This window comes from Actinospongiicola halichondriae (assembly GCF_049103745.1).
Lineage (GTDB): Bacteria > Actinomycetota > Acidimicrobiia > Acidimicrobiales > Salinilacustritrichaceae > Salinilacustrithrix > Salinilacustrithrix halichondriae.
Genome location: NZ_CP171622.1, coordinates 3,780,495 through 3,804,132 on the forward strand (window position 1 = coordinate 3,780,495; position 23,638 = coordinate 3,804,132).

Below are 23,638 nucleotides of genomic sequence, written 5' to 3' on the forward strand. Positions count from 1 at the left end.
ACCCTATTCCTCCCTGCTAGAACGTGTTCTAGAAAAGTGAACCGGGGGGTTCCGCATGTCCGTGACCGATCTGCCGGCCGACGACCGCTACGTCGTCATCTCGTCCGACTGCCACGCAGGCGCGAGCATCAGCGCGTATCGGGAGTACCTGGCGTCGGAACACCACGACGACTTCGACGCGTGGATGCAGACGTTCGACAACCCGTACAAGGACCTGACGGGGGACGATGCCGAGCGCAACTGGGACTCCGCCCGTCGTCTCCGTGAGATGGAGGCGGACGGCGTGGTGGCCGAGGTCGTCTTCCCCAACACCATCCCGCCGTTCTTCCCTGCGGTCAGCCTCGTCAACCAGGCGCCGCCCGCGAACGCCGGCGACCTCGACCGTCGTTGGGCGGGATTGCAGGCCCACAACCGCTGGCTCGCCGACTTCTGCGCCGACGCGCCGGGTCGACGGGCGGGCATCGCGCAGATCATGCTCCACGACGTCGACGCTGCCGTCGCCGAGGTCCGCTGGGCGAAGGACCATGGGCTGACCGGCGGGGTGCTGTTGCCCGGTGCCCCTCCCGGCTCCGGCGTGGCACCGCTCTACGACAAGGTCTACGAACCGCTGTGGCAGGTGTGCGACGAACTCGGCATGCCGATCAACCACCACTCCGGCAGCGCCGCCCCCGACTACGGCGACTACCCCGAGGCGAAGATGATGTTCATCCTCGAGGTCACGTGGTGGGCACACCGGACGCTGTGGCACCTGATGTTCTCCGGCGTCATGGAACGGCATCCCGACCTGCAGTTCGTGTTCACCGAACAGGGGTCGGAGTGGGTGCCCGAGGAACTGACCCGTCTCGACAACATGTACACCCGCTTCACCATGGCCAAGGGCAGTCAGGAGGCGGCGTTCGCCGCCGGCGCCATCGACCAGATGTCGCGGACGCCGAGCGAGTACTTCGCCCGGCAGTGCAGCCTCGGGTCGAGCTTCATCCGTCGTCACGAGGTACGGATGCACGAGACGATCGGTACCGACTCGATCATGTGGGGGAGCGACTTCCCGCACCTCGAGGGCTGCTGGCCGTGGTCCAAGGACCACCTCAAGATGAGTTTCGGCGGCCTGTGCGACCCGGCAGAGATCCAGGCGATGGTCGGCGGCAACGCCGCCCGCATCTACGGCTTCGACATGGACGCACTGGCGAAGATCGCCGCCGACGTCGGACCCACCGTCGACCACCTCACCGTTCCGTTGAAGCGAGCCGACATCCCCGACGAGGCGCTGCGGTGCCCGTCGTTCGCCATCGGCAAGTTCCGCCCCGACCCCGACCTGGACTGAGCACCATGACTGCGACCATTCGCTACGGAGCACGAACGGCCGAAGACCGCGAGGTCGCGGCGACGAAGGTCGGCGCATGGTCGACGTCGTTCACCGCGCTGTACGAGACCGACCCGGGACTGGTCGAGCAGGTCCTGCCGCCGCCGCTCGTCGCGACCGCACAGCCGCTGGTGAAGGTGTCGATCGCCACGGTGGAGATCGACCGACCCGGGGTACCGACGTTCGGTGCCGGCACATTCGGTGTGCAGTGCGAACACGACGGGCTGGTCGGGTTCTACCCGCTCCTCATGCCGATGACGACCGAGCAGTCGGTGATCGGCGGGCGCGAGACCTTCGGCGAGCCGAAGAAGCTCGCGCAGGTGGCGCTGGAGCGGGACGGCGACGCCCTCGTGGGCACCGTCACGCGCATGGGCGTGACGATCATCGAGCTCCGAGGAACCGTGACCGGTTCGGAGGAGCCGCCGGCGCCTCTCGAACGGACCGACTTCTACCTGAAGTTCCTGCGCGACCCCGGGGGAGCCGGCTTCGACGCGCCGCCGAGCCTCGTGCACTGCCATCGCAACGAGACCAACCGGACCAGAGAGGCCGTCGACGGCGAGATCATCCTCCGCGAATCCCGCTTCGACCCGGTCGCCGACCTTCCGGTCCGCGAGGTCCTGGAGATGAGCCTGTCGGAGCGGCAGAGCCAACAGCGGGGCGAGATCGTCGCCACGCTCGACCCGGCCGAGATCCTCCCCTACGCGCACCAGCGCTACGACGACATCCACCCCGCCGCTCCTCGGCCCCAGGGGGCCTCGTCGCTACCGAGTTGTTCGGCAGGGCCTCACAACTCGACAACGGAGCACGAAGCATGAGCAGCGACCGATTCCTCGTCATCTCCGCCGACTGCCACGCCGGCCTCCCCAACGCCGAGTACCGCGAGTGGCTCGACCCGGCCTTCCACGACGCGTTCGCCGAGAGCCTCGAGGATCGCGAGCGCCAGCGACAGTTGGCCATGCAGGGGTTCCTCAACAAGGAGTTCGCCGACGAGTGGGCCGAGGAGAACGAGGACGGTCTGCGCGGCTCGTGGGACGCGGTCAAACGTGACCGCGAACTCGACAACGACGGTGTGGTCGGTGAGGTCATCTTCCCCGACGGCGACTCGGTGAGCTCGGGAGCGTCGGCTCCCTTCGGTGCCGGTCTCGGCCAGAGCGGTGAGACGCCTCCCGAGCACCTGCTCGCCGGCGCCAGGGCTCACAACCGTTGGCTGGCCGAGCTGTGTGCGACGAGTCCGGAACGCCGACGCGGCATCGCCGTGGTCCCGATCGCGTTCGTCGACGTGGACGTCTCCGTGGCCGAGATCCGGCGTGCACACGAGTCCGGCCTGCGTGGCGGGATCCTCATCCCGCCGATGTGGCAGCCGGGGGCGCCGTACCACGATCAGAAGTACGACCCGATCTGGGCTGTCTGCCAGGAACTCGACCTCCCCGTGCACGTCCACTCCGGACCGGCCGACAAGGCGTCGTACGGACCCCACATCGGCATCTACACCGCCGAGGTGCGGTTCTGGTCGTCCCGACCGCTGTGGTTCCTGATCTGGTCGGGGGTCTTCGAGCGGTTCCCGCGCCTCAAGTTCGCCGTCACTGAGTGCGGAGCGTTCTGGGTCAACGATCTCCTGTGGCGCATGGACTCGGTGTTCGAGCGTGAGCACGGGTCGAAGAAGCTCGGCGCCCAACTGACGACCAACCTGTCGATGCGTCCGTCGGACTACTTCGACCGCAACTGCTTCATCGGCGCGTCGAACACCCACCGACGTGAGCTCGAGCGTCGCTACGAGATCGGTGTCGGCAACCTCATGTGGGGCAACGACTTCCCCCACCCCGAGGGCACGTGGCCACACACCGCCGAGTTCCTCCACCGAGCGTTCAACGACATCCCCGAGGACGAAGCCCGCGCCATGCTCGGTGGGACCGCGGCGGAGGTCTACGGCTTCGATGTCGCCGAGCTGCAGCCGCTCGTCGACGAGTTCGGACCGACGGCCGAGGCGCTCGGTCAGACCGAGGGACGCGACCTGTCGAAGTGGGATGCGCTCCGCGAATCGGGTCGGCCGTGGCTCACCGAAGAGGGCTCGTATTGACGGACATCTCCGTCCCCGTCTCCTTCGACCCGTTCGAGGAGGGGTTCACCGAATGGCCGTACGCGCAGTACGCGCGACTCCGTGAGAACGACCCGGTGCATCACAGCGACCTGATGCAGGGCTGGATGTTGACCCGCTACGTCGACGTCGACCGGGTGCTGAAGGACCCGGGCATGAGCGCGGTGATCGACAACGCGACGCCGACGCCGAACACGCGGATGGAGATCGAACGTCGGGCCGAGATCGGCTACGACGCCAACCCGCTCCCACTCCTCGACGAGCCCGACCACAGCCGGGTCCGCAAGATGATCGCCCCGACGTTCCGCAAGGGTTCGGTCAAGGACCTCCGGGCCACCATCGAACGTCACGTCGACGACCTGCTCGACGGGATCATCGATCGACAGGGGTCGGCCGGCACGTTCGACCTGATCGGCGACCTCGGCTATCCCATGCCGGTGATGGTGATCTGCGAGCTGATGGGGATCCCCGACGAGGACGGCCACGAGTTCCGTCGCTGGGTGCAACTCGTGGCGCTCGGACTCGATCCGATCATCGACCCCGACACCCGTGAGCGAAGCCTGGCCGCGGGGGAGGAGATGCGCGACTACCTGCGAGGTCAGATCGCCGCGAAGCAGGCCGCCCCGACCGACGATCTCACTTCCGCTCTGGTGCACTACGAGGAGGACGGCGATCGTCTCGACGCCGACGAACTCCTCGCTCAGATCCAGACCCTGTACATCGCAGGGCACGAGCCGGCGACGGCAGTACTGGGCAACGGCATGCGCGGTCTGCTCGGACAGCCGGACGAGTTCCGGCGTCTGTGGGACGACCGGTCGCTCGTTCCCCACGCCGTCGTCGAACTGCTCCGCTACGACGGACCCAACCAGTTCGTGCGCCGCATCGCGTTGGAGGACCTCGACTTCGACGGCGGCACGGTTCCCGCCGGGGCAGTCGTCTATCCGTGCATCGCGGCAGCAAACCACGACCCGACCGAATTCGGCGACGATGCCGACCGCATCCGGGTCGACCGACCCGAGGCCGTGCACCACCTCCAGTTCGGCGCAGGCATCCACTCCTGCCTCGGCACCCATCTCGCGAAACTCGAGCTCGAGGTCACCCTGGGCCGCCTCGTCGACCGCTTCTCCGACCTCGAGGTCGTGACGCCGCCGACCTGGTCGCCGCGCATGGTCCTGCGCAGCGTCAACGAACTCGAACTCCGCTACTCGACGTGAATGAGTACCCAACGCGCACCGGTTGAGTAGCGCGATCTCGCCCCGATCGGAGATGATCCGATCAGTACTCCGACGAAGCAAGGACGAGACGATGACCCGATCACGAACGTGGATGGCGGCGCTGCTCGCCCTGGTGCTCCTGTTCGCCGCGGCCTGTGGTGGCGATGACGACGACGCTGCCGACACCGGCACCGGCGACGCGACCGATCAAGCGTCCGATGACGCAGCCGTCTCGGACGACGACGGTGACGACGCCGATGACGACGGGACGACCGACACCGACGACGACGCTCCGGCCACCGGAGAGTTCGGGACGATCACGATCAACGGCGACGTCTACCCGGTCACGATGCTCAACCGCTGCATCCCGTTCTCGGGGAGTGACGACGACCTCGACCTCCAGGCGTTGGGCGAGGGCGTGAAGATCAACATCTACGCCTCTGCCGGCGTCGTCGACGACGTGTCGATCGACGGGAGCACCGTGACCTCCGAGTACGGCAGCCGGGCCTTCGGCGGCTTCGACAGCGTCATCGCCGACCAGTCGACCGACGGTGGCCGGACGACCGGGTCGGCGACGATGCCCGACGCCACCGGTGGTCCGACGACCGTCGAGGTCGAGTGGGACGTGGAGATCCCGAGCGACGTCCGCGACTGCAGCCTCTAGGCGGGCAGTCGGCCCTACTGCTGCTGCTGGACCTGTTGCATCGAGAGGTCCTGCGTGGGCGGCGTCGACTGCGCCGACAGCAACCGCATCTCGACACCGGTCTGGAACGCCGCCGAGGCGTCGCCGGCGTACACGCCACGGATCGGCGGCACGTCGTCGTAGTCGCGGCCGCGGCCGATCGTGATGTGGCGTTCACCGACGGCGAGCGCGTTGGTCGGGTCGAGGGCCAGCCACCCGGCGCCCGGGATCGCAGCCTCGAACCACGCATGGGTCTGGACCTGCGCGGTGTCTCCGAGCGCCATCGCCCCGGTGGCATCGTCGGCGGCGAAGAAGTAGCCGGAGACGTAACGAGCCGGCACGCCGAGGGAGCGGCAGAGCGCGACCGCGAGGTGGGCGTAGTCCTGACAGACACCCTCACCGCCCTCGAGCACCTGATCCGGCGTGACGCCGATCTCGGTGCTGCCCGATCGGTAGGTGAGGGAGCGATGGACACGCCGGTGGACGTCGAGCACGAGGCTGACGACGTCGGTGTCGCTGCGTTGGCGGAGTTCCTGCGTGACCTGGTCGGTGCCCGGACCGAGTTGCGTGTGGCGGGTGGGCGACAGGTACTCGGCGTGCTGGTCGGCGAACTGTCGGTCGGCCAGCGCTGCCATCTCCGGTGAAGCGACCATGAGCGGCCGCTGTCGGGTCTCGACCGCCGACTCGGCGACGATCTCGAACGAGACGTGGGGTTCGCGGATCCCGTACGCGTCGACCCTGGTGCCCCAGTAGTCGGTGAACGAGTGGACGCGGGTGGTCGGGCTCGCGGCCACCCGGTACGACAGCAGCATCTGGTGCTCGTCGGTCAGCGGGCAGGCACGGAGTTCGTTCTGCGAGTGCCGGACGATGTTCTCGTACTCGAAGGCCAGCCGGTAGTGGATGTCGAAGCGCACGTCAGCCCCGAACCATGGTCGGGTCGAGCACGTTGATCGACATCTCGTCGGTGCTGCGGAAGTAGGTGACCTCGACCGACTCGGCCACCTGCCGGATGTTGTGCTCGATCATGTGGAGGTACACGCTCAGGTCGCCCGCGAGCAGTTCCTTCACGTCGAGGAATTCGACGTCGGCGCGCAGGCGTCCCAGCAGCCGCTGCGGTCGGCTCCTCGGGGACGACGTCCCCTCGATCCAACTGAGCGACTTCTCCGCCGTCTGGAGTCCGAACAGCACCGACCGGGGGAACTGCGGCGACATCAGCAGGAACGCCACGACGTCGGCCGGGTCCATCGAGGCGCGGTAGCGGCGGCGGAACGCCTCGGAGCCCGAGGCCGACTTGAGCGTCGACACCCAGTGGTGGAATCCGCCGGTGGCGCCGGCCGCCACGAGCTGGCTGTAGCGCACGAGGAGGAGTCGCAGCGTCGTGATCGACCGTTCGAGCATCCACCCGAGCGAGAGGAAGTTCCACGACTCGTCGCGCGGCATGGTCTCGTTCGCCACGCCGGCGATGGTCTGACACTGCGTGCGGATCATGGCGTAGAGCTCGTGGGGCTCGCCGGTCACGTCGTCGCGCAGGTCTCGGGCCGACACCCGGAGGTGGAAGGCGTTGATCGACTCCCACAGTTCGGTGCTGATCAACTCGCGTACCGCCCGCAGGTTCTCCCGGGCATGGGTGACGTTCGATCGGATCGTGCCGGGGTTGTCGGGGTCGAAGACGAGGAACTCGCTGACGACGTCGGCATGGAGGATCCGGTCGCTCTCCGAGAATGCCAGGTCGACGTTGAGGATCTTGAGGAGGTCGTGCCACGACACGCTCTCGTTGCCGGCCATGGCCTCGAGATGGGTGTGATAGGTGACGTCGAGCATCCGGGCCGTCGACTCGGCTCGTTCGATGTAGCGACCGGCCCAGAACAGCGACTCGGCGTGGCGTGCGAGCATCCGGCTATCCCTCCTCGGGCGCGAGGACCCAGGTGTCCTTCGAGCCGCCGCCCTGGCTCGAGTTCACGATCAGTGATCCCTTGGTGAGCGCGACGCGGGTCAGCCCACCGGGGATGACCTCGACCTTCTCGCCACACAGGACGAAGGGCCGCAGGTCGATGTGGCGGCCCTCCATGTGGTCGCCGACGAGGGTCGGATGGCGCGAGAGCTGGACCACCTCCTGGGCGATGTAGTTGCGAGGATCCGCCTCGATGTTGCGGCGACACTCCTCGAGCTCGGCATCGGTGGCCTTCGGCCCGATGACCACGCCGTAGCCGCCCGCCTCCGCCACCGGCTTGATCACCAACTGGTCGAGGCGGTCGAGGACCATCGCCCGCTGCTCGGGCTCCCACAGCAGATACGTCTCGATGTTGGGGAGGATCGGTTCTTCGCCGGTGTAGTACCGGATCAGGTCGGGGACGTAGGCGTAGACCGCCTTGTCGTCGGCGACGCCGTTGCCGACAGCGTTGGCGATGGTGACCGTCTGTGCCCGCGCCGCCGCCATGAGGCCGGGGACGCCGAGTGTGGAGTCGGGCCGGAACACGACCGGGTCGAGGAAGTCGTCGTCGATGCGTCGGTAGATGACGTCGACGCGTTGCATGCCCTGCGTGGTGCGCATCGACACGGTGTGGTCGTCGACCACGAGGTCGCGACCCTCGACCAACTCGACACCCATCTGCCGGGCGAGGAAGGCGTGTTCGAAGTACGCCGAGTTGTAGACACCCGGAGTGAGGACCACGACCGTGGGGTCGTCGCTGGCGGACGGCGGGGCGACCGACTGGAGGGCGTGCAGCAGCGACAGGCCGTAGTGGTCGACCGGTCGGACGTGGTGGTTGGCGAACACCTTGGGGAGGACCCGGGTCATCGCCTGGCGGTTCTCGAGGACGTACGAGATGCCGGAGGGATTCCGGAGGTTGTCCTCGAGCACGCAGTAGGCGCCGTTGCCGTCGCGCACGATGTCGACGCCGGCGACGAGACAGCGAGCGGCATGGGGGACCGGGATCCCGGCGGCCTCTCGGCAGAACCCGTCGGACGAGGCGATGAGCCACCACGGCACGATGCCATCGCGGACCGCGGCGCGCTCGCCGTTGTAGAGGTCCTCGAGGAACCGGTTGAGCACCGTGACCCGCTGGGCGAGGCCCGCCTCCACCGTCGTCCACTCGTCGGCGGGGATGAGTCGCGGCACGAGGTCCATCGGGAACGTCCGCTCGACGCCCTCGCTCTCGCCGTAGACCGTGAAGGTGATGCCCGCGGTGCGGAATGCCTCGTCCCGAAGCCGCTCTCGCCGGTTCAGTTCACCCGGGGGGAAACCGCCGAGCTGGTCGACCATCGCCTCGTAGTGCGACCGCGCTCCGCCGTCGGCGTCGCACGCCTCGTCGAAGAATCCCTCGGTCTCGTAGCCAGCGAACAGGCCATCCATCAGGGCGGACCGTACAGACCGGCTGGCGCTCCCGCAGGGCGGAGACGAAGACAATCGTGTTTCGTCGCCCGCCTCTCCAGACAAAACCGGGTTCTGGGTGCGCGATCGGGATGTGACCCGTCCCGTTCATGCACCCAGAATGAATCCACCGGGTTCTGGGTGCGCGATCGGGATGTGAGCCGTCCCGTTCATGCACCCAGAACATTTCTGGCGTCTGCTTCGGTCAGTGACCGGAGCGGACCTTGCCCGTCGCGTTGCCGTGCAGACGCTCGGCGTGACGGTTGAGACCGATCAGTTCGGCTTCGATCCCGCGCTCGGCGAACTTGTCGACCACGAGGTCGAGGGCGACGACGGCCGACGTGTCCCAGATGCGAGCGTCGCTGAAGTCGATCTCGACCCGTTTGACCTCGACGGCGTCGTAGTCGAACTGGTGGACGAGGTCGTTCGTCGAGGCGAAGAACAGCTCGCCGGTGACGGCGTAGAGACGTTCGACGTTGTCGGGGTCGACCACGCTGGTCACCGACACGACATGGGAGACGTGCCGGACGAAGAAGATGGCCGAGAGCACGACGCCGGCGCCGACGCCGTAGGCGAGGTTGTGCGTGAGCACCACGATGGCGACGGTGACGGCCATGACGGTCGTCTCGTTCCTCGGGATCGAGCGGAGGGAGTCCGGCCGGATGCTGCGCCAGTCGAACGTGCCGACCGAGACCATGATCATGACGGCGACGAGCGCTGCCATCGGGATGCGGGCCACCCAGTCGCCGAGCACGAGGATGAGGATCAGCAGGAACACGCCGGAGGCGAGGGTCGACAGCCGGGTGCGTCCACCGGTCTTGTGGTTGATCATCGACTGGCCGATCATGGCGCAGCCGGCCATGCCACCGATGAACCCGGTGAACACGTTGGCGACACCCTGACCACGCGACTCGCGGTTCTTGTCGGAGTCGGTGTCGGTCAGATCGTCGAGCAACTGCGCGGTGAGCAGCGACTCGAGCAGGCCGACGAGCGCGAGGGTGATCGAGAACGGGAGGATGATGCCGAGCATCTCGAGGGTGAGCGGCACGTCCGGCAGGGCGAGGAACGGGAGCGAGTCGGGCAGGTCGCCCATGTCGCCGACCGTGGGGAGGTCGAGGTCGAATCCGATGGCCATGCCGGCGAGCACGACGATGGCGACGAGCGGCGACGGGATGGCCTTGGTGAGTCGAGGGAGCCCGTAGATGATCGCCAGCCCGGCAGCGATGAACGCGAGGTTCAGCGGCAGCTGGTCGGTGTTCGGCTCATCGGTGAGGAAGATGTGCGGGACCTGCGCGAGGAAGATCAGGATCGCCAGCGCGTTGACGAACCCGAGCATCACGCTGCGGGGGACGAACCGCATGAGTTCGCCGACGCCGAGATAGCCCAGTCCGATCTGGATGACACCGGCCAGGATCGTCGCGGCGAAGAGATACCCGACGCCGTGGTCGGCCACGAGCGGGATGACGACGAGCGCCATGGCCGCGGTGGCGGCCGAGATCATGCCCGAGCGTCCACCGGTCAGCGAGATGATGATGGCGATCGAGAACGAGGCGTAGAGGCCGACCTTCGGGTCGACGCCGGCGATGATCGAGAACGAGATCGCCTCGGGGATCAGGGCCAGTGCGACGACTAGGCCCGAGAGGACGTTGGTCCGGGGATCGGCGAGCCAGGAGGGGCCCAGCGCACGGGCTCGTTCGAGGATGCCGCGCGATGAGGACTGGATGGAGGGCATGAACACCTTGCAGGGTCGGTGGCTTCGGGTCGGCGTCGAACGCCGCTACCTGCGCTTCTCGACGGGGAACTGCAGGGTGTGCGCTCATGCTAGATGAATCAAGCATTCCCGGGGTCATGAACTGGTGTGCATTCCGTCACACCGATGCCGATTCTGCGCTGTCTGCGCTGATGGTCCGATCGGAGCGCCGTTGCTGACCCGTTGTGGCCATCGGACCCATGGTCGGCGCTTCTCGCGAATGATCTGTTTGGGGGGTACGGAAACGGGGCGAACCTGCCGATGTGTTCTTCCAGGAGGAGGGAGATGCGCGAGAAGTTGGGGAGACACATCCGGATGGTGGTGGCCGGCGAGGGTGATCCCGCCCGCTCTCCCGCCCGCCTCATGATGGTCCTGCTGTGTTGTCTGGCCGTGTCACTTCTCGCGCTGCAGGCACCCGACCCGGCTCGTATCGCGGGCGTCCTGGCATTGCTCGCCGTGTCGGCGGCGGCGGTGTCCCGACGCGGACCAGGACCCACGGTGGGTACGGCTGCGTTCGCGCTCGGGGTCTCGGTGCTCGTGGTCAGCGGGTTCGGTCTGCCGGACACCGTGGACCCCCGGACCACCACGCTCCTGGTCTCGCTGCTCGCGTATCCCCTCCTCGGAATCGCGTTCTTCGAGCACCTCGCTCGCCATCGTCGAGTCCGCGAATCCGACCTCATCGTCGAGGCCGGGTTGCTCGGCACCGCATCGGCGCTGGTGATCCAGGCGATCGTCGAGTGGCGTGTCCCGGTCATCGACCACGCCTGGAGTCCTGCGGCCGTGTCGCTGGCGGCGGTGGTCGCAGGCCTCGATGTGTCGCTGGCGGTCATCGCGGGTCGGGCGCTGCCCATGAAGTCGTCGCGGAACTCGGCCATCGTCCCGCTCCTGTGCGGCGCGATCCTCCTCGCTGCGATGCACCTCGGCAGCACCCTCGCGATGGCACTCGGTCGCCCCGTCGGGGAACTCCAGGGGTTCGCGGTCCTGCCGATGGTGGCCTTCGCCGCCGCCGCCAGCATGGACGTGGTGGTCCCGGCGCCGAAGCACGTGGCATTCGACGTCCACCGCTTCTCGCCGACCCATGCCCTCGTCGTCGGTCTGTCGGTGCTCGCTGCGCCGGCGGTGCTGTCGTTGCAGGTGGTCAGTGGAGTCTCGGTGTCGGCCACCGTGGCGGTCGGCGCCGCGGCGAGCGCCATCGTCCTGGCCTGGCACGTCGTGCGACTCCTGCGCGACCGAGCGGTGAGCGAGCACCGGGCGACCCACGACGACCTGACCGATCTCCCCAACCGAGTGCTCTTCCTCGATCGTCTGGGTCGTGCGATCACGCACGCGAGTCGCCACCAGGCCCCTGTGGGGGTGCTCTACCTCGACCTCGACGGATTCAAGGACGTGAACGACACCCTCGGTCACGAAGCGGGCGACCAGTTGCTGCAGATCACGGCCAGACGACTGCAGGGATGCGGGCGCGACGAGGACACCGTCGCCCGCCTCGCGGGCGACGAGTTCGCCATCCTGTTGCCGTACATCACCAGCGCCGACGACGTGTTGGTGGTGGCCGAACGGGTCCTCGCCGCGCTCGACGAACCGGCCGTGGTCGGTGGTCAACGCGTGCGCAACACCGGCAGTGTGGGCGTGGCCGTCTTCCCCCAGGACGGCGCCACCCCGCTCGAGCTCATGACCGCCGCCGACTCGGCGATGTACCGAGCGAAGGACCACGGCGGCGCCAGCGTCGGTGTCTACAGCTCGGAGCTGTACCGCCATGCGGCCTCGCGCCTCGAGATCGAGAACGCGCTCGTCGAAGGTCTCGACCGGGCCGAGCTGGTGTTGCACTACCAGCCGATCGTCCACGCGGCGGACGGCCGGATCGCCGGCGCCGAGGCGCTGGTGCGGTGGCAGCACCCCACCCGCGGCCTGCTGTCTCCCGCGGACTTCATCCCCGTGGCCGAGCAGTCGGATCTCATCTCCGCGATCGGACGCCACGTCCTGCGCGATGCGTGCGGCGAGCTCGCCCGGTGGGCTGTGGCTGGATTCGGTGATCGCTTCATCTCGGTCAACGTCAGCGGTCGGCAGTTCCAGGGCGACATCGTCTCCGACGTCACGTCTGCGCTGCGGGAGACCGGCGTCGAAGCCCGACGGTTGCTGCTCGAACTCACCGAGAGCACGGCCGTCGACGATCTCGACTGCGTGGCGCAACGCCTCCACGAACTGCGCGACCTCGGTGTGTACGCCGCGATCGACGACTTCGGCACCGGGTATTGCGGGCTCCAGTACCTGGGCGACCTGCCGGTGAGCACGCTCAAGCTCGACCGCTCGTTCGTGCAGTCCATGACCCCGAGCTCGGCGGCCATCGTCGCCGCGACGATCGCCATGGCGCACAGCCTCGGGCTCAGCCTGGTGGCCGAGGGAGTCGAGACCAGCGAGCAGCAGCGCTTCCTCGAGCGGAGTGGCTGCGACCGCCTGCAGGGTTACCACATCGGCCGACCGATGCCCGGCGATCAGTTGTTGGCGTTGTTGCGGGCGGAGGCGTCGAGAGAGACCCCCGTGGAGAACGGTCGCTCGACGGTCGGGCCGGCAATCGCCCAGCCCGACCGTCGGACAGTCGTCCCGGCGACCGATCGGTAGTCGAGGTACTCCCACATCGCACGAGCGGATCGGTCACCATGAGGCCGTGGCGACGTTCGACGACGAGACGAGACGGCGGGTCGCCGCGGTCTTCGATCGGCTGATCCCGGCGGACGACCACCCCGCTGTCAGCGGCGCCGGCCTGTTCGAGCACCTCGAACGTCTGGCGGCGGACGAACACACGGTGACACTGACCGAGCGGGCGCTCGAGCTCGTCGACGTCCTCGACGATCGGGCACGGACGACCTTCGGCGCCGGCGTCGATGACCTCGCCGTCTCGGATCTCGACGCGCTGATCTCGGGACTCGAGTGGGACGAGCGCGAATCGCTGGTCCAACGGGCTGCCGAGGCGTACTACGGCGGAGCCGACACCCCCGGTGCACGGATGATCGGATACGACGCTCGGCCGCGGCGTTCACCCGGTGCGCCGATCGAGCCGCCGGTCGTGCCGGCGACGGCACTCGCCGACTGCGACGACCGGTACGACGTCGTGGTGCTGGGTGCCGGCGCCGGTGGCGGCGTGGCAGCGTGGACGCTGGCCGAAGCGGGGGCGCGTGTCCTGTTGGTCGAGCGTGGCCGCGCGCTGTCGTTCGACGACGTGGGGCGCGACCACCTCCGCAATCACCGTTCGTCGGTGCACGGCAACAACACCGGTCCGGCCGAGGACGGCAACCCCCGGGAGTGGGTCGACCGCCGCGGTCAGGTCGTGTCGGTCGAGCTGCCGCACGACCCGCGCTGGAACAACAACGCGATGACCGTCGGCGGCGGGAGCCGGGTCTACCAGGGGATGGCGTGGCGTTTCGCGCCGGACGACTTCGCCATGGCGTCGACCTACGGGGTCCCCGACGGCAGCTCGTTGGCCGACTGGCCCATCGCGTACGACGACCTCGAGTCGTTCTACACCTGGGTCGAGCACGATCTGGGTGTGTGCGGTGACGGCACGGCGCATCCGGCATCCGGTCCGCGGTCGTCGGGCTACCCGATGCCGCCGCTGCCCACGAACACCGAGGCCGCGGTCCTCGGCGCCGGCGCTCGACGCCTCGGGCTTCGGACCGGCCCGGTCCCGCTCCTCATCAACTCGGAGCCCCGCAACGGCGCCGCCCGTTGCGTGCAGTGCGGTGAGTGCGTGGGTTTCGCGTGCCCGTCCGGCGCGAAGAACGGCACGTACGACACGGCGATCCCTCGGGCGCTCGCCACCGGGAACGCTCACCTGGTGACCGGGACGCGTGCTGTCGAGATCGTGGTCGACGACGACGGTTCGGTCCGGGGCGCCCGCCTGGTGGACGAGGGAACGGGTCGCGAACGGACGGTCCACGCCGGCGACGTCGTCGTGGCGTGCGGGGCCATCGAGACCGCTCGCCTCCTGCTCGACAGCCGATCCTCTCGGCATCCCGACGGTCTCGGCAACGCCCACGACCAGGTGGGTCGCCATCTCCAGGGCCACAGCTTCGTGAGCGTCTTCGGTCGTTTCGACGAACCGGTCCTCGACCTCGTCGGCCCCGGGGTCAGCATCGCCACCGTCGATCATCTCCATGGGAACGACGGCGTGATCGGCGGCGGTGTCATCGCCAACGAGATCGTCAAGCTCCCCATCGTGCACTGGCGATGGGCGTATCAACCCGACGCTCCACGATGGGGCCTCGGCGCCAAGGTCGAGATGCGCGATGGCTACCGGACGACGAGTCACCTCTTCGGTCAGGTCCAGGAGATCCCGCGGGCCGACAACCGGGTGCAGTTGGGCGAGCGGACCGACGCTCTCGGCGTGCGTGTGGCGCGGTTGCAGGGAGCGGCACACGAGGAGACGATTCGAGCGGCGCGCCACATCCGTGGCGTCGCGCGGGAGTGGATGGAAGCGAGCGGAGCGCACACCGTGTGGAGCGACGCGATCCCCACTGGTCTCACGGCCGGCCAGCACCAGGCGGGAACCTGTCGCATGGGTGTCGACCCGACCTCGTCGGTCACCGATCCGGACGGACGAGTCCACGGGCACGACAACCTGTGGGTGGCCGACGGGTCGCTCCACGTGAACAACGGCGGCGTCAACCCCGTGCTGACGATCTACGCCCTGGCCCGACGGACGGCCACGATCCTCGCGGCCACCCGATGAGCGAGTAGAAGAGAGTCGTGACCGACGCCCCCGAGCCCACCGAGCCCACGTCCGGGCGCGGCGATTTCATCCGCGACAAGGTCCGTGCCGACATCGACGCCGCGACCTTCGGCGGCCGTGTCCAGACCCGCTTCCCGCCCGAGCCCAACGGCTACCTGCACATCGGCCATGCGAAGGCGATCTGCCTGAACTTCGGTCTCGCCGACGAGTTCGGCGGGGTGTGCAACCTCCGCTTCGACGACACCAACCCGGCAGCCGAGGACGTCGAGTACATCGACGCGATCCACGAGGATCTCGCCTGGCTCGGGTTCGAGCCCGGCTCGGTCTTCCACGCGTCGGACTACTTCGCCCAGTTGTACGACTGGGCCGAGTCCCTCATCGAACGTGGCCTGGCCTACGTGGACGACCAGGACGCCGAGACGATCTCCGCCCAGCGAGGACGATTCGGCGAGCCGGGCGAGAACAGCCCGTTCCGCGACCGGTCGTCCGAGGAGAACCTCGGCCTGTTCCGACAGATGCGCGACGGTGCCTTCGCCGACGGCGAGAAGGTGCTCCGAGCGAAGATCGACATGGCGCATCCGGTGATGGCCATGCGCGACCCCGTGCTCTACCGGATCCGCCGTGTGCCCCATCAGCGGACCGGCGACGAGTGGATCGTCTATCCCACCTACGACTGGGCACACGGCCAGTCGGACGCGCTCGAGGGCGTGACCCATTCGATCTGCACGCTCGAGTTCGCCGACCACCGTCCGCTCTACGACTGGTGCCTCGAGCAACTGGACCTGCCGCACGAGAAACCGGAGCAGACCGAGTTCGCTCGCCTCAACCTGACGCACACGGTGATGTCCAAGCGGCTGTTGCGTCGACTGGTCGAGGACGGCGTCGTCGACGGGTGGGACGATCCGCGCATGCCGACACTCCAGGGGCTTCGCAAGCGCGGGTATCCCGCCGAGGCCATCCGGGCGTTCGTCGACCACATCGGTGTCGCCAAGACCAACAGCGTGGTGGAGATCGAGCTCCTCGAGTCGTTCGTGCGCCGCCATCACAACGAGCACGCGCTCCGCTTCATGGCCGTCGTCGACCCGGTGAAGGTGGTCATCACCAACTGGCCGCGCAACGCCGACGGCACGTCGGTGGTCGAGTACGTCGAGGCGGTCAACAACCCCGAAGACGACGCCGCCGGCACCCGGCAGGTCCCCTTCAGCGGTGAGCTCTGGATCGAGCGGGCCGACTTCGAAGTCGACCCGCCGCCGAAGTACTACCGACTGACTCCGGGCAGCGAGGTGCGCCTCCGCGCCGGCTACTTCATCACCGCGACCGACGCGGTGACCGACCCCGACGGGACCATCGTCGAGGTCCACGCCACCTACGACCCGGAGACCGCCGGTGGTCAGGCCCCCGACGGCCGCAAGGTCAAGGCCACGATCCACTGGGTCTCCGCCGACCACGCGGTCGACGCCACGGTCCACACCTACGAGCGTTTGTTCTCGGCCGAGCACCCGGGCAGCGCCACGGGCGACCCCATGGACGACCTCGAGCCGGCGTCGCGAGCGACACGCACCGACGCCAAGATCGAGCCGGCACTCGCCGATGCCGAACCCGGCTCCGTCGTGCAGTTCGAACGGCTCGGCTACTTCGCCGTCGACCCGGCCACGTCGCCGGGATCGGCTCCCGTGTTCCACCGCACGGTCGGACTCCGTGACGAGTGGGCCAACATCCAGAAGCGCCAGCAGAACCAGGCGAAGCAACAGGCGAAGGCGAAGGCCAAGCAGGACGCGCGCCAGCAGCAGGGCCCCCGGTCGTGACCTGGAGCACCGCCGACATCCCCGACCAGAGCGGACGCGTCGCGATCGTCACCGGGTCGAACACCGGCCTGGGGTTCGAGACCGCAGCCGAACTCGCTCGCGCCGGTGCGACGGTGGTGTTGGCGTGCCGCACGCCGTCGAAAGCGGACGAAGCGCGACGAGCGATCGAGGCCCGAACCGGCAACGGCGCCGTCCAGACCCTCGCGCTCGATCTCGGTGACCTGTCGGCGATCCGGGACGCAGCGGCCGAGACACTCGAGCGGTGGCCCCGCCTCGACCTCCTGATCAACAACGCAGGGGTCATGATCCCGCCGAAGTCGACGACCGTCGACGGGTTCGAGCTCCAGTTCGGCACGAACCATCTCGGCCATTTCGCCTACACCGGGCAGGTCCTGAGCGCCCTGAGCACGACGCACGGCTCGCGCATCGTCACCGTGTCGAGCATCGCCCACCGCGACGGGCGCATGCACTGGGACGACCTGCAGTGGGAACGGTCGTACAACCGCATGGCGGCCTACGGCCAGTCCAAGCTCGCCAACCTGCTGTTCACCTTCGAACTCGACCGGCGGCTCCGGACCGCCGGAGCGGAGACCATCGCGCTGGCGGCGCATCCCGGCGTGTCGGCCACCGAGCTCGCCCGCCACATCCCGCTGGCGTCGCTCCCGGGGGTCAAGCAGGTCGCGTCCGCGCTGCTCTCGGCCACGTTGAACTCGGCCGCCGACGGGGCGCTCCCGAGCCTGCGAGCCGCCACCGATCCGGAAGCCGCCGGCAGCCTCTACTACGGCTCGACCGGCTACAAGGAGATGCGCGGCGCCCCCGATGTGGTCATGCCGTCTCCGCACGCGGTCCGGGAGGCGGACTGGGAGCGGCTGTGGTCGTTGTCCGAGGAGTTCACCGGGGTGACCTTCCCGGTCTGACGGCCCGGGGGCGGGGGCAAGGACCACCCCATGCAGACCTCCCCCCAGTCCAGCTCGCCCGATCCGACCCAGCCGGACCCCATGCCGAGCCCCGATCCGAACCGTCCGCCGACGCCGTTGCCCGAACCGGTTCCTGGTCCGGGTCCGCAGCCGCCGGATCCCCGGCCGCCCGTGCCCGACCCTGAGCCGCACCCCGATCCGATGCCACCGAGCCCTCCCGGTCCTGGTCACCCCGAACCACCGGTGCCGAACCCGCAGGCTTCGCTCTTGGGCTGACCGCTGGAGACCGGGGGAGCCGGACCGCGGTCAGTCGTCCCTGTCGTCGCCCTTGTGACCCTTTCCCTTGTCCTTCGGCTCCTTCTCGGGAGGCGTCGGGGCGGGGGCGGTGGTCGTGGTGGTCGTGGTCGGCGCAGCGGTCGTCGGCACGGCCTCGTCGAGCAACGCACGGCTCGACGCGATCGACTCGACGATCTCCTGGTGGGCGGCGTCGCTGAGGTCGCCCTCGCTGGCAGCGGCACCCGCGGCGAAGGCGAGTTCGTCGAGGGCGAGCTCCGCTGCGTCGCGGTCGCCGGCGTCGACTGCTGACCGTACGGCGTCGACCTGCGGGTCGAATCGCCCGCCTCCGTCGCCACAGGCGCCGAGCACGACGACGGCGAGCGTGGCGCAGGCGATGGTGGTCCGGAGGTTCATCCGAGCTCCTCGATGCGGTCGAGGTTCTGGTCGAGTTGCTGCTGCGAATCCACCGCGGGTGGGGAGGTCGTTCCTCCACCGTCCCGGGTGGCCGCGAACAGGAGCAGCAACAGCAGGAGCACCGAGAGTCCGACGAAGATCGTCTGTGGTCGCTTGGCTCGCTCGACGGCGTCGACGACGGTGGGGTTCTCGAGGAGCGAGTCGAGGTGGGCCCGAAGGTCCGGCTCGTCCTCGGTCGCGGGAGCGGCGATGGGCGCGAGATGCTCGGTGGCGTCGAGGCGTTCGGTGAGGTCCGGCTCCACGGTCACGGTCGGGGCGCCGATCGTGACGGTCTCGGCGGCGAATGCGCGGGCGTCGGCCGGCCGACGTGCCGGGTCGGGATCGAGACCGGCGACGATCGTGTCGCGCAGTCGCGCCGGCGTGGAATCGGGAAGCGGGTCGTAGCGTCCGGCGCGAAGCCGTTCGATCGTCTCGGTCGCGGTCGGAGCGCGGAACGGCTGCCGCCCGGTGACTGCCTCGTAGAGGACGACAGCGGCGGAGAACACGTCGCTCTGGGGCGTGGCGGGCGTGCCGTCGAAGCGTTCGGGAGCCAGGTAGCCGAGGGTGCCGATCAGGTCGCCTCGGGTCGCGGTCTCGTCGTCGACGCTGGCGATGCCGAAGTCGGTGATGCGGAAGCCCGCGCCGTCGACGAGGACGTTCGACGGCTTGATGTCGCGATGGAGGACGCCGCAGTCGTGTGCGGCGCCGAGGCCGCCGACGAGGTCGTCGGCGAGTTGCTCCGCCCGGGGCGTCGAGAGGGCGCCGCCCTCGCGGAGTTCGTCGGCGAGGGTCCGGCCGCTGAGCGCTTCGAACACCAGGAACGGTGTGCCGTCGTCGGTGTGGTCGAGGTCGAGCACGGTCACGACCCGGGTGTCGGCGATGCGAGCCGCAGCCCGCGCCTCACGTTCGATGCGGGAGGCGTCTTCGGGTGACAGGTGGTCGTGGAGGATCTTGACGGCGACGGTCCGACCCAGTCGTGTGTCGTGGGCCGACCAGACCGTGGCCATGCCGCCACTGCCGAGCACCTCGCCAAATTGGAAGCGTCCCGCGAGCATGCGTCCGGGGGCGTCGTCGTGCAGATCGGTCACCCGAACCCCCTACCCGTCGTTCTCCTGCGCCAGAACAGGGCAGAATCGGGCGGTGTCGACGAAGCAGACCCTGGTGACCCTCGACCTCGAGGGTGTCCTCGTGCCCGAGATCTGGATCGCAGTGGCCGAGCGCACGGGGGTCGACGCCCTCCGGCGGACCACCCGTGACGAGCCCGACTACGACGTCCTGATGCGGTATCGCCTCGACGTGATGGCCGAACACGGGCTCACGATGTCGACGGTGGCCGACGTCATCGACGGGTTGGGCCCGCTTCCGGGCGCTCGCGAGTTCCTCGACGAACTGCGTCGCCGGACCCAGGTGATCATCCTCTCCGACACCTTCGAGCAGTTCGCTGCCCCGCTCATGGTCCACCTGGGGATGCCCACGGTGTTCTGCCACCGCCTCGTCGTGGAGGACGACCGCATCGTCGACTATCGCCTGCGCCAGAGCGACCAGAAGCGCAAGTCGGTCCAGGCGTTCCACTCGCTCGACTACAAGGTCATCGCCGCCGGCGACTCGTACAACGACACGACGATGCTGAGCGAGGCCGACGCCGGCTTCTTGTTCCACGCCCCCGACAACGTCATCGCCGAGTTCCCGCAGTTCCCGGCACTCGACGAGTACGACGACCTGCTGGCCGCCATCACCGCCGAGCTGGTCTGACCGGCGCCGGGCAACAGTCGGGGGAACACGCGGCGACGTCGCCGCCGAGGTACTGCTCGATCAGGTCGACGAGTCCGGACACGAAGACCGGATGGGTACCGACGGTCGAGGCGCGCACCATCGTGATGCCCAGTGACGCAGCGGCCTCCGCGGCCTGGGTGTCGAGGTCGAACTTCACCTCCATGTGGTCGGAGACGAACCCGAGCGGAACGACGACGACGGCTTCGGTTGCGCGGTCGGCGAGCGCATGCAGATGGTCGACGATGTCGGGCTCGAGCCAGGGCACCTGCGGGGGGCCCGAACGCGACTGGAACACGAGGTCCCACTCCTGGCCGGCCGCCACCGCGTCGACGACGGCCGCAGCCGTCGTTCGCAGCTGCGCCTCGTAGTCGGACGTCGTCGCCATCGACATCGGGATCGAGTGCGCGGTGAACACCAGTCGGGCCCCCTCGGGCGCCGAGGCGACGGCGTCGCGCACCTGCTCGGTGACGGCACCGACGAAGCCGGGATGGTTCCAGTAGGGGCGGATCTTGTCGACGACGGGAGCGTCCTCGCCGACGGTGGCGCGCGCTCGCTCGATGTCCTCGAGGTATTGCCGGCAGGCCGAGTACGACGAGAACGCCGATGTCGTGAGCGCCAGCACCCGGCGGTGCCCGGCGGCGGCCAACTCGACCATGGTGTCCTCGACGTAGGGCGCCCAGTTCCGGTTGCCCCAGTGGAGGGGGAGCGCGACGTCGCGCCGGTCGAGTTCAGCCCGTAGGGCGGCGAGGAGGGCGCGGTTCTGGTCGTTGATGGGGCTCACACCGCCGAACATCCGGTACTGCTCGGCCACCTCCTCGAGGCGTTCTCTCGGCACGCCGCGACCGCGGGTCACGTTCTCGAGGAACGGGATCACGTCGTCGGGGCCTTCCGGACCGCCGAACGACAACAGGAGGATGGCGTCGTGGTCGGCCATCAGATGTCCACCTGCGATCCGAGGCTGACGGTGCGGTCGGCCGGGAGGTTGAAGTAGTCGGCCGCGCTCTGGGCGTTGCGGCTCAGCAGTCGGAAGAGGCGTTCTCGCCACATCGCCATGCCCGGTCGACGGGTGACGATGATCGACTCGGTGCCGAGGAACCAGGTGGCCCGGTCGACGTCGAGGTGTTCGTTGCGCGAGGCGCCCTGGCCGAGGGCTCGTGGGAGGTCGGGCTCTTCCATGAACCCGCAGTCGACCACGATCTGTCGCACGCCCATGTTCAGGGTGGTCACCGTCGTCCGTCGGCCCGGCAGGACCCGTGGCGTGTCGACGAAACGGATCGAGGCCACGACGATCTCCTCGTGGAGCACGTGGTTGTGGCGGAGGTTCGCGATCAGTGCAGGTGGTGCCATCCCGGGGTTCGAGAACAGGTACACGGCCGTGCCCGGGACCCGGGCGATGTCGTCGTCGTGGTCGGCCAGGCTGTCGAGGAACGTCGAGAGCGGGACCTGGCCGCTGCGGATGCGGGCGCCGACGAGTCGCCGGCCGGTCCGCCAGGTGGTCAACACGGTGAACACGAGGAGTCCGACCAGCAGCGGGAACCAACCGCCGGCAGGGATCTTCAACACGTTGGCGCTGAAGAAGCCGAGGTCGATGACGCCGAAGGCCGTGCACAGCGCAGTGGCGCCGGCGGTGCTCCAGCCGAACCGGTCGCGGAGGACGAACCACAACAGGATGGTGGTGATGACCATCGTGGTCGTCACCGCCACGCCGTAGGCGGCCGCCAGCGCCGAGGAGGAGCCGAAGCCGATCACCAGGCCGACGCAGGCGACCATGAGGCCCCAGTTCACGGCGGGGACGTAGATCTGACCGGACTCGGACTCGGAGGTGTGCACGATGCGCATGCGGGGCGAGTAGCCGAGTTGCGTGGCCTGCATCGTGAGCGAGAACGCTCCGGAGATCAGCGCCTGCGACGCGATGACGGTGGCGGTGGTGGCCAACACGACGAGCGGCAGCACGCCCCACGACGGAGCCAACCGGTAGAAGGGGTTGTCGATCGCGCTCGGATCGCGGATGAGCAGTGCGGCCTGGCCGAAGTAGTTGAGGACCAGGCCCGGCAGCACCAACGTGTACCAGGCGATGGTGATGGGTCGTCGACCGAAGTGGCCCATGTCGGCGTAGAGCGCCTCGCCGCCGGTGACCACGAGAAAGACCGAGCCCAGGGCGAGGAACGCGCCGATGCCGTTGTCGAGCACGAACGAGATCGCGTAGGTCGGAGCGATGGCCCGCAGCACGCCGGGTTCCATGGCGATCTGTCGAATGCCCAGGCCGGCGAGCGTCAGGAACCACACGACCATCACCGGGCCGAAGATCTTGCCGATCGCCCCGGTCCCGCGCGACTGGATCGCGAACAGGCCGATGAGGATTGCGATCGACACCGGGATCACGAACCGGTCGATGCCTGCGACGGCCAACTCGCTGCCCTCGACGGCCGAGAGGACCGAGATGGCGGGCGTGATCATGCCGTCGCCGTAGAGCAACGCCGTGCCGAAGAGCCCGATGGCCGACAAGAAGGCGACGGTGCGGACGGGGCGCTTCGTGGCGCCGTCGGCATCTCGGGTGGCGATGGTCATCAGTGCGAGGATTCCGCCCTCGCCGTCGGCGTCGGCGCGCATCACGAAGACGAGGTACTTGATCGAGATGATGATCAGCAGCGACCACAGGATGAGCGACACGATCCCGAGCGCTGCTGCTTCGTCGACCACCAGACGGTCGCCGGCGGACTCGAACGACTCACGGAACGCGTAGAGCGGACTCGTCCCTATGTCACCGAAGACGACCCCGAGCGCCCCGAGGGTGAGTGCACTCGTTCGTGCTGCTGACCAGCCGTCGCTCATCGAGACAACAGGTCGATCCGTGCGTCGATCTCGTCCGAACGCTTGTGGAGGTCGGACAACCGCTCCGCCAGGTCGCCCTCGCGGTCGCAGTCGAGTCCGACGGTCTCGGCTTCGGCCACCCACTCGGTCACCGGATCGTCGAGGCCCTCGTCGGGCGTCGGGATCACATCGGCACGTCGCTCACGCACCTCGCCCAGGAAGCCGCTGCACACCTCGACGCCCTTGTCCTCGATCGTGGCGGGATCGGGGACGATGTCGCGCAGTTCGACCCACTTCGGCGTCCACTCGGCGGTACCGGGTCGATCCGCCTCCGAGGTGCCGCATGCCGCCACGACGAGGAGCACGGTCAGGGTCATCACTGCCAGCTTTCGCACGGGCTCTCCGA

General features: G+C 68.6%; 19 protein-coding genes. 10 read left to right on the forward strand and 9 right to left on the reverse strand.

All coding sequences use genetic code 11. The features are described 5' to 3' along the window. The first annotated feature begins 55 nt into the window (after nucleotides 1-55). The 5 genes from AB8619_RS18760 to AB8619_RS18780 all read left to right on the forward strand — a co-directional run bounded on the left by AB8619_RS18760 (nucleotide 56) and on the right by AB8619_RS18780 (nucleotide 5,333). Entirely contained in the window at nucleotides 56-1,321 is a 1,266-nt protein-coding gene (locus tag AB8619_RS18760) for an amidohydrolase family protein (RefSeq protein ID WP_436794149.1), read from the forward strand. A 5-nt stretch (nucleotides 1,322-1,326) separates the two neighbouring features. Further along, nucleotides 1,327-2,175: an acetoacetate decarboxylase family protein gene (locus AB8619_RS18765; RefSeq protein WP_436794150.1), complete on the forward strand. Its 849-nt coding sequence runs from the start codon at nucleotides 1,327-1,329 to the stop codon at nucleotides 2,173-2,175. Next, nucleotides 2,172-3,437 carry an amidohydrolase family protein gene (locus AB8619_RS18770; protein ID WP_436794151.1) on the forward strand — a complete coding sequence of 422 codons (1,266 nt, stop codon included), beginning with the start codon at nucleotides 2,172-2,174 and terminating at the stop codon, nucleotides 3,435-3,437. The genes AB8619_RS18765 and AB8619_RS18770 overlap by 4 nt, the downstream gene beginning before the upstream one ends. Further along, nucleotides 3,434-4,669, forward strand: a complete 1,236-nt coding sequence (locus AB8619_RS18775) for a cytochrome P450 (protein WP_436794152.1) — start codon at nucleotides 3,434-3,436, stop codon at nucleotides 4,667-4,669. The genes AB8619_RS18770 and AB8619_RS18775 overlap by 4 nt, the downstream gene beginning before the upstream one ends. Before the next feature lie 91 nt (nucleotides 4,670-4,760). Further along, the gene (locus AB8619_RS18780; protein WP_436794153.1) at nucleotides 4,761-5,333 is read left to right on the forward strand and encodes a hypothetical protein; all 573 of its coding nucleotides are present in this window, start codon (nucleotides 4,761-4,763) and stop codon (nucleotides 5,331-5,333) included. Nucleotides 5,334-5,347: 14 nt separating this feature from the next. On the opposite strand, the gene AB8619_RS18785 is transcribed toward AB8619_RS18780, so the two are convergent. From AB8619_RS18785 to AB8619_RS18800, 4 genes are all read right to left on the reverse strand, one after another. After that, nucleotides 5,348-6,265, reverse strand: coding sequence for a transglutaminase family protein (locus tag AB8619_RS18785; protein ID WP_436794154.1), 918 nt, complete (start codon nucleotides 6,263-6,265; stop codon nucleotides 5,348-5,350). Between the two features lies 1 nt (nucleotide 6,266). Continuing rightward, the gene (locus AB8619_RS18790; RefSeq protein WP_436794155.1) at nucleotides 6,267-7,244 is read right to left on the reverse strand and encodes an alpha-E domain-containing protein; all 978 of its coding nucleotides are present in this window, start codon (nucleotides 7,242-7,244) and stop codon (nucleotides 6,267-6,269) included. A gap of 4 nt (nucleotides 7,245-7,248) precedes the next feature. Further along, nucleotides 7,249-8,703, reverse strand: a complete 1,455-nt coding sequence (locus AB8619_RS18795; RefSeq protein ID WP_436794156.1) for a circularly permuted type 2 ATP-grasp protein — start codon at nucleotides 8,701-8,703, stop codon at nucleotides 7,249-7,251. A 223-nt stretch (nucleotides 8,704-8,926) separates the two neighbouring features. Beyond that, the gene (locus tag AB8619_RS18800) at nucleotides 8,927-10,453 is read right to left on the reverse strand and encodes a SulP family inorganic anion transporter (protein WP_436794157.1); all 1,527 of its coding nucleotides are present in this window, start codon (nucleotides 10,451-10,453) and stop codon (nucleotides 8,927-8,929) included. A 303-nt stretch (nucleotides 10,454-10,756) separates the two neighbouring features. Here AB8619_RS18800 and AB8619_RS18805 point away from each other — a divergent pair, with 303 nt between their 5' ends. From AB8619_RS18805 to AB8619_RS18820, 4 genes are read left to right on the forward strand one after another with little or no spacing between them, the layout of a single operon-like run. After that, nucleotides 10,757-13,090, forward strand: a complete 2,334-nt coding sequence (locus tag AB8619_RS18805) for a putative bifunctional diguanylate cyclase/phosphodiesterase (RefSeq protein ID WP_436794158.1) — start codon at nucleotides 10,757-10,759, stop codon at nucleotides 13,088-13,090. Between the two features lie 46 nt (nucleotides 13,091-13,136). Then, entirely contained in the window at nucleotides 13,137-15,197 is a 2,061-nt protein-coding gene (locus AB8619_RS18810) for a GMC oxidoreductase (protein WP_436794159.1), read from the forward strand. A 17-nt stretch (nucleotides 15,198-15,214) separates the two neighbouring features. Further along, entirely contained in the window at nucleotides 15,215-17,002 is a 1,788-nt protein-coding gene (locus tag AB8619_RS18815) for a glutamine--tRNA ligase/YqeY domain fusion protein (protein WP_436794160.1), read from the forward strand. Beyond that, complete coding sequence (locus AB8619_RS18820; RefSeq protein WP_436794161.1) at nucleotides 16,999-17,919, forward strand: oxidoreductase; 921 nt, start codon at nucleotides 16,999-17,001, stop codon at nucleotides 17,917-17,919. The genes AB8619_RS18815 and AB8619_RS18820 overlap by 4 nt, the downstream gene beginning before the upstream one ends. A 306-nt stretch (nucleotides 17,920-18,225) precedes the next feature. On the opposite strand, the gene AB8619_RS18825 is transcribed toward AB8619_RS18820, so the two are convergent. Together AB8619_RS18825 and AB8619_RS18830 are read right to left on the reverse strand one after the other, a co-directional pair. Then, nucleotides 18,226-18,609 (reverse strand): hypothetical protein, encoded by a 384-nt coding sequence (locus AB8619_RS18825; RefSeq protein ID WP_436794162.1) that lies wholly within the window; start codon nucleotides 18,607-18,609, stop codon nucleotides 18,226-18,228. Continuing rightward, nucleotides 18,606-19,736: a serine/threonine-protein kinase gene (locus AB8619_RS18830; RefSeq protein WP_436794163.1), complete on the reverse strand. Its 1,131-nt coding sequence runs from the start codon at nucleotides 19,734-19,736 to the stop codon at nucleotides 18,606-18,608. Before AB8619_RS18830 ends, AB8619_RS18825 begins: the two co-directional genes overlap by 4 nt. A 52-nt stretch (nucleotides 19,737-19,788) precedes the next feature. Between AB8619_RS18830 and thrH the strand changes: the two genes are divergently transcribed. Further along, entirely contained in the window at nucleotides 19,789-20,400 is a 612-nt protein-coding gene (gene thrH / locus AB8619_RS18835) for a bifunctional phosphoserine phosphatase/homoserine phosphotransferase ThrH (protein ID WP_436794164.1), read from the forward strand. Here the strand turns inward: thrH and AB8619_RS18840 are convergent. The 3 genes from AB8619_RS18840 to AB8619_RS18850 are packed head-to-tail and all read right to left on the reverse strand — an operon-like array spanning nucleotide 20,381 to nucleotide 23,627. Beyond that, nucleotides 20,381-21,355 carry a ferrochelatase gene (locus tag AB8619_RS18840; protein WP_436794165.1) on the reverse strand — a complete coding sequence of 325 codons (975 nt, stop codon included), beginning with the start codon at nucleotides 21,353-21,355 and terminating at the stop codon, nucleotides 20,381-20,383. The two genes, thrH and AB8619_RS18840, sit on opposite strands and share 20 nt — an antisense overlap. After that, nucleotides 21,355-23,253 carry a potassium transporter Kup gene (locus AB8619_RS18845; protein ID WP_436794166.1) on the reverse strand — a complete coding sequence of 633 codons (1,899 nt, stop codon included), beginning with the start codon at nucleotides 23,251-23,253 and terminating at the stop codon, nucleotides 21,355-21,357. Before AB8619_RS18845 ends, AB8619_RS18840 begins: the two co-directional genes overlap by 1 nt. Next, nucleotides 23,250-23,627 carry a hypothetical protein gene (locus tag AB8619_RS18850; RefSeq protein WP_436794167.1) on the reverse strand — a complete coding sequence of 126 codons (378 nt, stop codon included), beginning with the start codon at nucleotides 23,625-23,627 and terminating at the stop codon, nucleotides 23,250-23,252. Before AB8619_RS18850 ends, AB8619_RS18845 begins: the two co-directional genes overlap by 4 nt. Nucleotides 23,628-23,638: the final 11 nt, after the last annotated feature.